12 protein-coding genes are annotated in these 13,278 nt (G+C 56.1%); 3 read left to right on the top strand and 9 right to left on the bottom strand.

The annotated features are described in order from the left end of the window. Window positions 1-31: 31 nt before the first annotated feature. The 5 genes from CAter10_RS09695 to cysS all read right to left on the bottom strand — a co-directional run bounded on the left by CAter10_RS09695 (window position 32) and on the right by cysS (window position 5,990). Complete coding sequence (locus CAter10_RS09695; RefSeq protein ID WP_061533248.1) at window positions 32-1,282, bottom strand: aspartate kinase; 1,251 nt, start codon at window positions 1,280-1,282, stop codon at window positions 32-34. A gap of 119 nt (window positions 1,283-1,401) precedes the next feature. Next, on the bottom strand, window positions 1,402-2,817 hold the full coding sequence (gene tilS / locus CAter10_RS09690; RefSeq protein WP_417924714.1) for a tRNA lysidine(34) synthetase TilS: 1,416 nt from the start codon (window positions 2,815-2,817) through the stop codon (window positions 1,402-1,404). Window positions 2,818-2,827: 10 nt separating this feature from the next. Next, window positions 2,828-3,802, bottom strand: coding sequence for an acetyl-CoA carboxylase carboxyltransferase subunit alpha (locus CAter10_RS09685; RefSeq protein WP_061533247.1), 975 nt, complete (start codon window positions 3,800-3,802; stop codon window positions 2,828-2,830). 111 nt (window positions 3,803-3,913) lie between these two features. After that, complete coding sequence (locus tag CAter10_RS09680; RefSeq protein ID WP_061535261.1) at window positions 3,914-4,564, bottom strand: DNA-3-methyladenine glycosylase family protein; 651 nt, start codon at window positions 4,562-4,564, stop codon at window positions 3,914-3,916. A 4-nt stretch (window positions 4,565-4,568) separates the two neighbouring features. Continuing rightward, window positions 4,569-5,990, bottom strand: a complete 1,422-nt coding sequence (gene cysS, locus CAter10_RS09675) for a cysteine--tRNA ligase (RefSeq protein WP_061533246.1) — start codon at window positions 5,988-5,990, stop codon at window positions 4,569-4,571. 200 nt (window positions 5,991-6,190) lie between these two features. Here cysS and CAter10_RS09670 point away from each other — a divergent pair, with 200 nt between their 5' ends. From CAter10_RS09670 to CAter10_RS09660, 3 genes are all read left to right on the top strand, one after another. After that, a complete protein-coding gene (locus CAter10_RS09670) occupies window positions 6,191-6,781 on the top strand; it encodes a peptidylprolyl isomerase (protein ID WP_061533245.1) in 591 nt (196 codons plus the stop codon). A gap of 64 nt (window positions 6,782-6,845) precedes the next feature. Beyond that, on the top strand, window positions 6,846-7,337 hold the full coding sequence (locus tag CAter10_RS09665) for a peptidylprolyl isomerase (protein ID WP_061533244.1): 492 nt from the start codon (window positions 6,846-6,848) through the stop codon (window positions 7,335-7,337). 31 nt (window positions 7,338-7,368) lie between these two features. Then, window positions 7,369-8,166: a UDP-2,3-diacylglucosamine diphosphatase gene (locus CAter10_RS09660; protein WP_061533243.1), complete on the top strand. Its 798-nt coding sequence runs from the start codon at window positions 7,369-7,371 to the stop codon at window positions 8,164-8,166. 45 nt (window positions 8,167-8,211) lie between these two features. Here CAter10_RS09660 and CAter10_RS09655 read toward each other — a convergent pair whose 3' ends face one another. The 4 genes from CAter10_RS09655 to rnr form a co-directional block, all read right to left on the bottom strand. After that, the gene (locus CAter10_RS09655; protein ID WP_061533242.1) at window positions 8,212-8,922 is read right to left on the bottom strand and encodes a YceH family protein; all 711 of its coding nucleotides are present in this window, start codon (window positions 8,920-8,922) and stop codon (window positions 8,212-8,214) included. Between the two features lie 24 nt (window positions 8,923-8,946). Then, window positions 8,947-9,696, bottom strand: a complete 750-nt coding sequence (gene cysE / locus CAter10_RS09650) for a serine O-acetyltransferase (RefSeq protein ID WP_061533241.1) — start codon at window positions 9,694-9,696, stop codon at window positions 8,947-8,949. Between the two features lie 163 nt (window positions 9,697-9,859). Next, entirely contained in the window at window positions 9,860-10,603 is a 744-nt protein-coding gene (gene rlmB / locus CAter10_RS09645; RefSeq protein ID WP_061533240.1) for a 23S rRNA (guanosine(2251)-2'-O)-methyltransferase RlmB, read from the bottom strand. A 38-nt stretch (window positions 10,604-10,641) separates the two neighbouring features. Further along, entirely contained in the window at window positions 10,642-13,137 is a 2,496-nt protein-coding gene (gene rnr / locus CAter10_RS09640) for a ribonuclease R (RefSeq protein WP_061533239.1), read from the bottom strand. Between the last annotated feature and the right edge of the window lie 141 nt (window positions 13,138-13,278).

Here is a 13,278-nt window from a genome sequence, read left to right as displayed (position 1 = left end):
GTTTTTTTTAAATTTTTTTAAAAAGCTTAAATCAAGCAGTTTCCAGACCAAAAGCCTTGTGCAACGCACGCACGGCCAATTCCATATACTTCTCGTCGATCAGCACCGAGATCTTGATTTCAGAGGTCGAAATCATTTGGATATTGATGCCCTCTTCCGACAAGGTACGGAACATTTGCGAAGCGATACCGACATGGCTGCGCATGCCGACGCCGACTACGGAAACCTTCGACACCTTCGCGTCGCCGGTAATGCTGGCAGCGCCAATATGTGCCTTGACCTTTTCATTCAGTACATCCATTGCCTTGGCATATTCGCCACGCGGCACAGTAAAGGTGAAGTCTGTTTTACCGTCGACCGACTGGTTCTGGATAATCATGTCGACTTCGATGTTGGCGTCGGCAACAGCGCCAAGAATCTGGTACGCGATACCTGGGCGATCCGGTACGCCGAGTACGGTAATCTTGGTCTCGTCGCGATTGAATGCGATGCCGGTAATGGTGGCTTGTTCCATCTTGGTGTCTTCCTCAAACGAAATCAGGGTGCCGGAAACGGTTTCTTCTTCCAGCGGTATCAAAGGGTCAGTCAGCGACGACAGCACGCGGGTCGGCATCTTGTAGTTGCCTGCAAATTCGACCGAGCGAATCTGCAGCACTTTCGAGCCCAGCGATGCCATCTCCAGCATTTCTTCAAAGGTCACGGTCTTCAGGCGGCGTGCATCCGACACCACGCGCGGATCCGTCGTGTAGACGCCGTCGACGTCGGTATAGATCAGGCATTCCGAAGCCTGCAGCGCGGCAGCAACCGCTACCGCCGACGTATCCGAACCGCCGCGACCCAGAGTGGTGATATTGCCGAGGTCATCAACGCCCTGGAAGCCGGTAATAATGACTACTTTACCCGCATCCAGATCTTGCCGTACCTTGACGTCGTCAATCGAACGAATCCGCGCCTTGGTATGGGCCGAATCGGTCTTGATCGGGACTTGCCAGCCCGCATAGGAAACCGCCTGCTTACCGATCGCTTGCAATGCCATTGCCAGCAGCGCAACCGAAGCCTGTTCGCCGGTGGAAGCCAGCATGTCAAGTTCGCGCGGATCGGGCTGGTCGCTAATTTCCTTTGCTAGGCCCAGGAGGCGGTTGGTTTCACCGGACATCGCGGAGGGCACCACGATGATTTGGTGGCCGGCGTCATGCCATTTGGCGACGCGCTTGGCGACATTCTTGATGCGCTCGGTCGAGCCCATCGAAGTACCGCCGTATTTGTGTACGAATAAAGCCATAGGGAGTGAGAAGTAGACGCAGTGCAGGGAAAAATAAAAATCAACCCTTAAATGTACCCGCTACAGGCCTTTATGACAAGTAGATTACCGCGGCGATGCGCACATCGCCCGCGCGCGGATTAACGCCGGGCATCTTTCCCGAATGGCAACGGATCGGCTTGCCAACGCAGGCCGATACGCGGCCCTGGCCCGGTAGCCAGGCAATGACAATCGAAACCGATGCCAGCGGCGAACAGAATCTGCTTGTCACTGCTCACTAAAGGCAGGCATTCGCGCTCCCAGGCAGGAATGTCAAATGCCTGGTAATGATATTTGAGGCTTTTTGTCGGCCGGTTGAACGCCAGCTTGATGCGCTCGCCGCCCGAGCGATATTGAATTTGCAATGGCTGTTGACGCAACCAGGCGGCATCGACCCCCTGCTCTGCCGGCTCGAAATGCATGACGCCGCCAAATTCGGCAAACCGTATTTCGGCTTCACCGCTCCAACGAAAAACCTGCGGCTCGATCTCGGAACGATCAGTATCGTCGCGCGGCGTCAGGAACACACGATTCCTGTGACGGCGAATATGGCAATCAGGATGCGTCACACACAATTGCGCGTCTGCCTTCGCTTCCAGCAACTGCTGTCGCATTTCACTTAGCCAGGCGCTGGAAGGCATACGCAGGCCATGCAGCCCGAACCAATAGCGCAACAGATTATCGATGCGCTCCGCGCTCAACTGGCGCAGGCGTTCCAGGTCGATGCAATTGCCATCGGCACAAACAATCATGTCTTGCGCCGCCAGTTCGACCAGCAATCGCTGGGTCGATTGCATGTGTCCGGCGCTGCGGGAAAAGCGCTCCTGGAAACCGGGAAAATATTGCGCCAGCACCGGCATCACCTGCTGACGCAAGGCGTTGCGAGCATAGCGCGGATCATGATTCGACTCATCCTCAACGTAGGCAAGCTTCTCCGCGACGGCATAGCTTTCCAGCGCGGTGCGCGATACCTTCAGCAACGGCCGCGCCATCAACAAGCCAGCATGGCCGAGCAGGTCCGGCGCCATATTCCAGCTATCCATCCCGGACAAACCTGCCGCGCCGGAGCCGCGCAACAATTGCAGCAGTATGGTTTCGGCCTGATCGTCCAGGTGGTGCCCAGTCAACAGCAAAGGAACCTGGTGCTCGGCGCACAAATCACCCAGCGCGGCATAGCGACCGATACGGGCAGCCTCTTCGACGCCGGTCTTGTCGCTGTCGCGCAGTGCTACTTGACGACTATCAAAAGTAACGCCCAGCGCCGCACATTGCTCGGCGCAATGCGCCAGCCAGCGATCCGCATTAGAACTGATGCCGTGATGTACGTGGAAGGCGAACAATGTGATGCCGTGCGTAGCGGCATAGCGTGTCGCCACATGCAGCAGGACGGTGGAATCCAGCCCGCCGCTAAAGGCGACCGCCAAGCGCGGCAAGGTCGGGACAGCCTGCGCTGCAATGCTTGTCAGCGTGCTTTCGAAGTACTCGGGGATACTTGTTGCCTGAATATGTTTTGACACGCTTATTGACTTACTCTGCCGCCAGCACTTCCTTGAATTTGCCGTAGCTCATCAATTTTTCGTGGCGTGCGGCCAGCAAGTCCTTAGTCTTGACACCCTGGAACTGGCGCAGTGTATCGGCCAAAGCGCGCTTCAGCAACGAAGCCATCTGCTTTGGATCACGATGTGCGCCACCCAGCGGCTCAGTGACGATCTTGTCGATCAGACCAACCGCTTTCAAGCGATGCGCGGTCAGGCCCAGCGCATCAGCCGCATCAGCGGCGCGTTCGGCGGTCTTCCACAAAATCGAAGCGCAGCCTTCCGGCGAAATTACCGAATAGGTCGCATATTGCAACATCAGCACAGCATCGCCGACCGCAATCGCCAGCGCGCCGCCGGAACCGCCTTCACCGATGATGGTGGCGATCAGCGGCACTTTCAGTTCAGCCATCGCGTACAGGTTGTGGCCAATCGCCTCCGACTGACCGCGCTCTTCAGCGTCGATACCAGGGAATGCGCCCGGTGTATCGACAAAGGTGAAAATCGGTAAGCCGAATTTTTCTGCGACCTTCATCAGGCGCAGCGCCTTGCGATAGCCTTCCGGCTTCGGCATGCCGAAATTGCGCAACGCGCGCTCCTTGGTGTCGCGCCCCTTCTGATGGCCGATCACCATGCAAGCCTGGCCATTGAAGCGCGCCAGGCCGCCGACGATCGACTGGTCATCGGCATAAGTGCGGTCGCCGTGCAGCTCATGGAAATCGGTGAATATTTCATTCACATAGTCCATTGTGTATGGACGTTGCGGATGGCGGGAAATCTGGGAAACTTGCCAAGGCGTCAGTTTTGCGTAGATATCCTTGGTCAGCTGCTGGCTCTTTTTCGAGAGGCGGTCGATTTCTTCCGAAATATCGACAGCTGAATCGTCTTGAACGAAACGTAGTTCTTCGATTTTGGCATCCAGCTCGGCAATCGATTGTTCGAATCCGAGAAATGTTGTTTTGCTCATGTTATTCCTTTGATTACACCGCCGTTACCGGCCAGCTAATGCATTGCGGGGCAGAGTTTAACAGTTGTCGCCGCGCGACAAGCAACTCGCCCTCAATTCACCAGTCATGATTCAATATTCTATAGGTTCAGGATCCAGGCTGCGCCACAGATACCAGGTTGCCACCGTGCGCCACGGCTCCCAGTTGGCCGAGACTTCGCGGGCATCGCTGCGCGAAACAGGCTCACCGGAAAAATAATTGACACTGATTCCTTTGAGCAACCCAAGGTCATCCAAAGGCAAAATATTGGGCCGGAGCAAATTAAATATCAAAAACATCTCCGCTGTCCAGCGCCCAATGCCGCGAATCTGGGTCAGGTCCGCAATAACTTCTTCATCTTCCATCTCGACCCACTGATCGGCATGGACACGCTTTGTCTTGAAATGGTCTGCCAAATCCAGGATATATTCCGCCTTACGCTTGGACAAGCCACACGCCGCCAATTGTTCCGGACCCGCTTTCAGCACTTGCGCAGGGGTCGATTTTGGACAGATTAACAGAAATTTTTGCCAGACAGATTCAGCCGCCTTGACTGAAATCTGCTGGCCAACCACGGAGCGCGCCAGCGTGGTAAACGCCTCACCGCGACCGATCAGGTGCAGATCGCCAAACTGGGGAATCAACTTGCGCATGATACGGTCACGCTTCATCAACTCTACCTTGGCGTCCTCCCAATACGAAGGCACGAAAACCTTGGAGTCGACAGCTATCGTTTTTAGCATACGGTTATGCCCTTCGCCATTCGGTTTGACCACCAGGCCGGTCTTCAAGCAGTATTCCAGCAGCTGACAATTCGTTGCGAATCCTGTCGGCGGCGGTGAAATCACGGGCTACTTTTGCCGCTTGGCGCGCTTGGATTTTGAGCAGGATATCTTGCTCCGACAACGCCGCTTCCGCAATGCCATTTACAACAATATCGGCACCGGCCATCGCACGGCCTTTTAGAAAATCTTCCGGAACGCGTTGCAACAATCCAAGCGCCCCGGCTAATCCCTTGAGCTGGCGCGCCAATGCGGGCAACTTGCCCTTGTTGACTTCATTGGCCAAATCGAACAATGCCGAAATCGCCATGGGCGTATTGAAATCGTCATTCATCGCTTCGGCAACGCGCTGCGCATGCACCTCCTGCCAATCCAGCGGCAAGTCATCGGCTGACACTTCCTTCAACGCTGTATACAAGCGGGTCAAGGCGTGTTTAGCGTCATCAAGATTGGTATCGGCGTAATTCAACGGGCTACGATAATGCGCGCGCAGGATAAAGAAACGCACCACTTCAGGATCGTATTTTTTCAGTACATCGCGGATCGTGAAAAAATTGCCGAGCGACTTCGACATCTTTTCATTGTCGATGCGAACAAAGCCGTTGTGCATCCAGTAGTTGACGAACTGATGCCCATGCGCGCCTTCAGACTGCGCGATTTCGTTTTCATGATGCGGAAACTGCAGGTCCTGGCCACCACCATGAATATCAAATTGCTCACCCAACAGCTCACCGGCCATGGCTGAACATTCAATGTGCCAGCCGGGACGTCCCTGCCCCCATTGCGAAGCCCATTTAACCTCTTCCGGCTCGCTTTGCTTGGCAGCTTTCCACAACACAAAATCGAGCGGATCCCGTTTGCCGGTATTGACATCGACGCGCTCACCGGCACGCAAGTCGTCAAGCGACTTGCCGGACAATTTGCCGTAACCGGCAAAATCGCGCACCGAATAATTGACGTCACCGTCGCCAGCCTGGTATGCAAGGCCATTGGCTTCGAGTTTCTTGATCAGGGCCAGCATCTGCGGCACAAACGCGGTGGCACGCGGCTCATGGTCGGGCTTTTGTACTCCGAGCGCGGCAGCATCTTCGTCCATTGCCTGGATGAAGCGCCCGGTCAGTTGCGAAATTGTCTCGCCGTTCTCCACCGCCCGCTTGATGATCTTGTCGTCGATGTCGGTAATATTACGGACATAGGTGACCTCGAAACCAGACTGCCGCAGCCAGCGCTGTACCATATCGAACACGACCATCACGCGGCCGTGACCAAGATGGCAATAGTCATACACAGTCATGCCGCATACGTACATGCGAACCTTGCCCGGTTCGATCGGAGAAAACGGCTGCTTCTCACGCGCCAGCGTGTTATATATTTTCAGGTCGCTCATGGGAAGTTACCGGTTAAGGCACAGAAGTATTGCACGCTGTTCTACACATCCACACATCCGTATAGCTTTCGGTTGCGCAATGTTGGTGCAACAAGGTCGCCAAAACTCTTTTGTCGTGCTTAGTTTGATAAAATGTTGCTTTTCGCCGCAGTATATCATTGCTCAAATGCGAAATCGCATCCCTTACCTGAAGGAATTTTATGCCAGCATCTCTTCGCCTGTCGCGCCGCAAGTTCGCTTGCACTCTTGTTTCGATGTTCGCCGCCGCAACCTTGGCTGGCAGCCCGACGTTGGCCAGCGCGGCCGACATGCCGCATGTTTTGTTGAAAACCAACATGGGTGACATTGTCCTCGAGCTGAATCCGGAAAAAGCGCCGAAGACTGTCAAGAATTTTCTCGGCTACGTCAACAGCGGGCATTATAACGGCACGATTTTTCATCGCGTGATTGATGGCTTCATGATTCAGGGCGGCGGCATGACCAAGGATATGGTCGAAAAACCGGCGCCGAACAAGGTTGAGAACGAAGCCAAGAACGGCTTGAAGAACATCGCTTACAGCGTCGCCATGGCACGCACCGCAGACCCGCAATCGGCTGGTGCGCAATTTTTCATCAATGTCAACAACAATGAATTCCTCAACTATCCTGGTCGCGACGGCTGGGGTTATGCGGTATTCGGCAGGGTAATCAAGGGCGTTGATGTCGTCGACAAGATCAAGAAAGTCAAGACCGCATTCCAGGACGTGCCGACCACGCCGGTCATCATCGAATCGGCTACAGTGACCAAATAAATATTATTTTTACCAGACCAGTAATCAAGCATCCATTCATTTTAACCACCCGATAGGAAATACCATGGCTGTCATCCTCACCACAAACCACGGCAAGATCAAAATCGAACTGGACGCTGAAAAAGCGCCGAAGACCGTAGAAAATTTCCTGGCCTACGTCAATGCCGGCCATTACACCGGCACGATTTTTCACCGTGTGATTCCTGGCTTCATGGTCCAAGGCGGCGGCTTCGAGCCAGGCATGAAACAAAAGCCGACCAACGATCCGGTCGAAAATGAAGCCAAGAACGGCCTCAAGAATGAACCGTACACACTGGCGATGGCCCGCACCTCGGCGCCACATTCGGCATCTGCCCAGTTCTTCATCAACGTCAAGAACAACAGCTTCCTCGACTATCCAGGCCAGGACGGCTGGGGCTATTGCGTATTCGGCAAAGTGGTCGAAGGCCAAGACATCGTCGACAAGATCGAAGGCGTCAAAACGACTCGCACCGGCATGTTTGCCGATGTGCCGGTGGATGACGTCGTGATCGAAAAAGCGGAAGTCGTCGCTTAATCCCTCACTCTCTATCGCTCATCGCCATCCAATGACAGCCACAGTCCCGAACACGCCAGTGCAACCGCCCGCGGTTGCACTCTTTATCTCCGACCTGCACTTGCAGGCGGCGCATCCACGCACTACGCAAGCCTTCCTGGATTTCCTGCAGGGGCAAGCCAAGCATGCGCAGCAACTCTATTTGCTGGGTGACCTGTTCGAGTACTGGGCTGGCGACGACGATCTGGAGACGCCATACAATCGCGAGATTGCCGAAGCGATCCGACAGGTCAGCGATGCCGGCGTCCAGGTATTCTGGATTGCCGGTAATCGCGATTTCCTGGTTGGCGATACGTTTGCCCGGGCGGCAGGCCTGACCTTGCTGCCTGACCCATCCGTCATCCATGTCGCAGGACGAAGCCTGGCAATTGCCCATGGCGACGCCCAATGTACCGATGACCTGGCCTACATGCAGTTCCGGGAGCAAGTGCGGCAACCGCAATGGCAGCAGCAGTTCCTGGCCTTGCCGCTGGCGCAGCGCAAAGCGATCATCGCCGGCGTCCGCAAGGAAAGTCAGGAAGAACAGCGTCACAAATCGATGGAAATCATGGATGTCAATGCAGCCGCCATCGATACACTGTTCGACACCACTGCCACCAGCACCCTGATCCACGGCCATACGCATCGGCCGGCTTGCCACAAGAGCGGCGCAGGCGACAATGCCAGGACCCGTTATGTATTGCCGGATTGGGAATACGACGTCAAGGCGCAGCGCGGCGGCTGGATCGCCATTGATGCAGACGGCGTGATCCGCCGGTTTGGATTTGACGGCCAGGAATTGGCCGATTGAAATAACGAACGTAGGGCGGAACCCCGCCCTTCCACCGATTCGAAGCTAGTCGAATTGCCGCTTGAATTCCGCAAACTGCAACTGCAAGTCGTCCATCTGTCGACGCAAGGCCGCAACCTCTTCTTCCAACTGAGCGATTCGGTCCTGGTTGCCAGCCTTCACCACCGCTGCGCTGCCCGACATCGTGTCGGCTATTGCCTGCTGCTCCAGCACTTCTTCGCCAGCCAACAAATGTGCATAACGTGACTCCTTGGTACCAGGCGACTTCGCCAGGCGCGCCACTAGCGGAGGATATTTATCGATCAGGAATTGCAGTGCAGTTTCCACTTCGGCCACCGAAGCAAACTCATGCAATCGGCCGCAACGGCTGCGCAGCTCGCCGGCAGTCTGGATGCCACGCAGCATCAGTGTGGTCAATACCGCCAACTTGTCCTGTTCCAGCAACCATTTGACCCGCATCCGATGCTCATACTTGGGCACACGGGCGCCGGCCTGGTTGACCTCAACCACGAGTTTTCGCTGCATCAGACGCTGCAGGATATCAAGCACGGTCGGCTCGGCAATCGACATGACCGGGTCCCGACTCGACAGCTGGTTGCAGCCGTTGACCAGGGTGTTCAGCGACAGCGGATAATTATCCGGCGTTAGCGCTTCTTTTTCAGCCAGTACGGCAAGGACACGAATTTCAAAGGGATCGAGATACGAATCGGTGACGGCATCGTCGCCCGTCAGAATATGAGATATTTCCTGATGCATTACGTAGTCTCCCGGTGCTAGACCCTACTCAACCAGTTTATTGAGTTGGTCCGGATCAAATTTTTCCAGTTCGGGCAAGCTTTCGCACGCGATGCCGGACTTCTTCAGCAAAGCGATGATGCGATCGATCTGGTGCTCCTGCGCCGCCGCATTATCAATCAAGCCATGCAACGCTTTCGACAGTGGGTCATCACCGTTGGGCGTGACGCCGTAAGCGGCAAACATGCGTGCTGCTGTTTCATCCTTGCTGCTATTACTATCCTTCAGGACGATGCGTGCCGGGTTGCCGACTGCGGTTGCCCCCGGCGGCACTTCCTTGACGACCACGGCGTTGGAACCAACCTTGGCCCCCTCGCCCACGGTAAAGCCGCCCAGCACTTTGGCGCCAGCACCGATAATGGCGCCGCGCGCCAATGTCGGATGACGTTTGGCGCCCTTGTTCAGCGAAGTACCGCCCAGTGTGACTCCCTGATAAATGGTGCAATCGTCGCCGACTTCCGCCGTCTCGCCGATCACCACGCCAAAGCCGTGGTCGATGAAGACGCGGCGACCAATGGTGGCGCCTGGATGGATTTCAATGCCAGTCAATGTGCGAGCGATATGCGAGATGAAACGGCCTGGCCATTTGAAACCATTGTGCCAGCAATGATGCGCCCAACGATGCAGGACGATTGCATGCAGCCCCGGATAGCAGGTCAGCACTTCCCACTGGGTACGGGCGGCTGGATCGCGCGCCATGATGTTGGCAATGTCTTCACGAATGCGGCTGAACATAGGGGGTGTCGATTGAATACGGAGGCGTAATGGTATTCCAAATTGCGCCTGCCGTCTTTTGCTGCGAAAGTCCGGAAACCCGGCCTGAATTTATCCGGGATTCAAGCCGCCAGCGCCGCGGCGCCTGGCAGGCCATCCTCCCAGAAGATGCTGCGGAGTGGAATCAACAGCCCTTGACCATACGTTGGCGACGGGCTTCGTACAGGCAGACGCCGGAGGCGACAGATACGTTCAGGCTTTCAACTGAACCGAACATCGGCACGTTCACCAGCACGTCGCAGGTTTCGCGTGTCAGGCGGCGCATGCCCTCGCCTTCTGAACCCATGACAATCGCAGCCGGTGTCGAGAAATCAGCCTCGTACAAACCCTTTTCGCCATCTTCATCGGTGCCAATCAACCAGATTTCGCGTTCTTTCAATTCACGCAAGGTACGCGCCAGATTGGTCACGGTAATGTACGGTACGGTTTCAGCTGCACCGCTGGCGACCTTAGCGGCCGTAGCGTTGAGGCCCACAGCACGGTCTTTCGGAGCGATCACGGCATGTGCGCCGGCGCCGTCGGCAACCCGCAGGCAGGCACCCAGATTGTGCGGATCGGTGATGCCGTCGAGGATCAACAGCAACGGCGGACCAACAATCGCATCCAGCAACTCATCCAGATTACGCGCCAGCGACAATTCGCCAGCTTTGGCGACAACTCCCTGGTGACGACGCGTGCCGACGATATTCGACAAACGCTGATCGTCCACGGGAATCACGCGTACACCGACGGCTTTCGCAGCGTGCAGCAAATCCTGCATGCGGCGATCGACGCGGCTGGCATCCACGTATATCTCTTCCACCGACGACGCTTCATGACGCAAACGCGCGGTGACGGCGTGAAAGCCAAAAATCATTTTACTTTTCATATTCTTCTATCTACCTGAATCTATCTACTGACTACCTACTATCTTTTACGCTTGCTCGACTTCGTGAAACCTTTGGGCGCGCGCGACTTCTCCGCAGTGACTGGCGTCTTGGCAGACCTGCCGGCCTTAGGCTTCTTGGCCTGAGTCACCTTGCTACCTGCGCCTGCAGTGCTGGTCGTTTTGGCTGCAGTCGTAACCCGCGAAGTTTTCTTCGGCGGCGCAACTTTCGCACCGGCCTTGGTTTTCGCACCGCGGCCCTGCTCGCTGTCGGCACGGCGCGCCTCGTTCTTGAGCACAGTCTTGATGCCAGGTTCATTGACCAGGCGCAGATCGATCTTGCGCGCATCAAGGTCGACCCTGCTGACCTGCACCGTGACACGGTCGGTCAACTGGTAGCGGATGCCAGTGCGCTCGCCGCGCAATTCGTGACGCGCTTCATCGTACTGGAAGTAGTCGGCGCCAAGTTCGGTCACATGCACAAGGCCTTCAATGTACAGGGCGTCGAGCTGGACAAAAATACCGAAAGTGGCGACGCCGGAAATGACACCGGTAAACTCTTCGCCCAGCTTGTCGCGGATGAAATAGCACTTGAGCCACGCTTCAACGTCGCGCGAAGCTTCGTCGGCGCGTCGTTCGTTGGCCGAACAATGCACCCCGAGTGCTTCCCAGATAGCCAGGCTACCCTCGTTCTTTTTCTTGCCCGCAGCCTTGTCTTCGGCCTGCTTCTTGCGACCGGCCGGCGACAGCATGGTGTTCAGCGAGCTGGTATCGAGCCCTTTCGGATCGTAACGCTTGCCTTGCAGGATCGCCTTGATGGTACGGTGCGTGAGCAGATCTGGATAGCGGCGGATCGGGCTGGTGAAGTGCGCATAGGATTCATACGACAAGCCGAAGTGACCGATGTTCTCCGGGCTGTAGACCGCTTGCTGCATCGAGCGCAGCAGCATGGTCTGCAACAGCAGCGCGTCGGGACGCGCCTTGATCTTCGGCATCAGCTCGGCGTAATCAGAGGCGGACGGCGTATCGCCACCAGCCAGCGTCAGTCCGACCTGCTTCAGGAAAGTGCGCAAAACCGCCAGCTTTTCCTTGGTCGGATGGGCATGAATACGGAACAGGCCAGGATGCTTGTGACGCTCCATCAGGTCGGCAGCGCAAACGTTGGCCGCCAACATGCATTCTTCGATTACCTTGTGCGCATCATTGCGGGTGCGTGGCAGAATTTTTTCGATCTTGCCGGCAGCATTGCAGACGATGTAGGTTTCGGTGGTTTCGAAATCAATCGCACCGCGCGCCTGGCGTGCCTGCAGCAACGCATGGAACACTTCGTACAGATGCAGCAGATGCGGTACCAGGCCAGGACGCTTGGCCGCTTCCGGGCCCTTGGTATTGCCCAGGATCGCGGCAACTTCGGTATACGTCAGGCGTGCAGCGGAGTGGATCACCGCTGGATAAAATTGGTAAGCCTTGATCTCACCCTTGGCGCTGATCACTGCATCGCATACCAGTGTCAGACGATCGACATCGGGATTCAGCGAGCACAAGCCGTTGGATAGTTTCTCCGGCAACATCGGGATAACCCGGCGCGGGAAATACACCGAGGTACTGCGCTCCAGCGCATCGACATCCAGCGCGTCGTTGGGCTTGACGTAGTGGCTGACGTCGGCAATCGCGACAATCAGGCGATAACCGTTGGCGCGGCCGATCTTGACCGGTTCGCAATACACGGCATCGTCGAAATCGCGTGCGTCTTCGCCGTCGATGGTAACCAGCGGCACATCGCGCAGATCGACGCGGTCAGCCAGGTCGGCGGGACGGACTTCGCCCGGCAGCTTGGCGGCCATTTTTTTGGCAGCTTCGGAAAATTCGTGCGGCACGCCGTATTTGCGCACTGCGATTTCGATTTCCATACCCGGATCGTCGATATCGCCCAGGATCTCGACGATCTTGCCGACTGGCTGACTGTAGCGTGAAGGTTGCTCGGTCAGCTCGACGCTGACCACCTGGCCGGTCTTGGCCTTGCCTGGTGAACCTGCCAGGATGATGTCCTGGCCGATGCGCTTGTCTTCGGGAGCAATCACCCAGACGCCGTTTTCATTGAGCAGACGGCCGATCACATGGGTATTGGCGCGTGCCACGACTTCGACAATCGTCCCTTCCGGACGGCCGCGGCGGTCGGTGCCGACGATGCGCGCCTGGACGCGGTCGCCATGCAGCACTTTCTGCATTTCCTTTTCCGGCAGGAACACGTCATCGCCGCCTTCATCCGGGATCAGAAAGCCATAGCCGTCACGATGGCTGCTGACGCGGCCTTCGATAAAATCGGGCGAATTGGTCAATTTGTAGATGCCGCCGCGATCCGGTTTGATCTGGCCATCACGCTCCATGGCGTTGAGGCGGCGCGTCAAACCATCCATTTCATCGGGTTTGACATTGAGTGCAGCAGCGAGAGCGGCGGCATTTTGCGGTTCAGTAGAAGTCCGCAGAAGGCCGAGAATTTCCTCTCGGCTAGGGATTGTGTAGGAATATTGGCTCAAAAGGCTATTTTCAACAGATTGTTATTCAACAAGGCTCTTAGTGTAACGGAGGATTATGACTTTCTCCTAACCAAGCAACTTTATATATCACTTAAATATCTCTTCTTTATCCTCACCAACTAGTTGACATATTTTTGAAAT

The organism is Collimonas arenae, assembly GCF_001584165.1.
Classification (GTDB): Bacteria; Pseudomonadota; Gammaproteobacteria; order Burkholderiales; family Burkholderiaceae_D; genus Collimonas; species Collimonas arenae.
The sequence above is the reverse complement of the archived record's forward strand: the minus strand, read 5'-3'. Positions and strand labels throughout refer to the sequence as shown.

Excerpts from the sequence above, each read along its gene's own strand:
- CAter10_RS09695 (WP_061533248.1), bottom strand. The coding sequence starts at position 1,282 with ATGGCTTTATTCGTACACAAATACGGCGGTACTTCGATGGGCTCGACC.
- CAter10_RS09685 (WP_061533247.1), bottom strand. The coding sequence starts at position 3,802 with ATGAGCAAAACAACATTTCTCGGATTCGAACAATCGATTGCCGAGCTG.
- CAter10_RS09680 (WP_061535261.1), bottom strand. The coding sequence starts at position 4,564 with ATGCTAAAAACGATAGCTGTCGACTCCAAGGTTTTCGTGCCTTCGTAT.
- cysS (WP_061533246.1), bottom strand. The coding sequence starts at position 5,990 with ATGAGCGACCTGAAAATATATAACACGCTGGCGCGTGAGAAGCAGCCG.
- CAter10_RS09670 (WP_061533245.1), top strand. The coding sequence starts at position 6,191 with ATGCCAGCATCTCTTCGCCTGTCGCGCCGCAAGTTCGCTTGCACTCTT.
- CAter10_RS09665 (WP_061533244.1), top strand. The coding sequence starts at position 6,846 with ATGGCTGTCATCCTCACCACAAACCACGGCAAGATCAAAATCGAACTG.
- CAter10_RS09660 (WP_061533243.1), top strand. The coding sequence starts at position 7,369 with ATGACAGCCACAGTCCCGAACACGCCAGTGCAACCGCCCGCGGTTGCA.
- CAter10_RS09655 (WP_061533242.1), bottom strand. The coding sequence starts at position 8,922 with ATGCATCAGGAAATATCTCATATTCTGACGGGCGACGATGCCGTCACC.
- cysE (WP_061533241.1), bottom strand. The coding sequence starts at position 9,696 with ATGTTCAGCCGCATTCGTGAAGACATTGCCAACATCATGGCGCGCGAT.
- rlmB (WP_061533240.1), bottom strand. The coding sequence starts at position 10,603 with ATGAAAAGTAAAATGATTTTTGGCTTTCACGCCGTCACCGCGCGTTTG.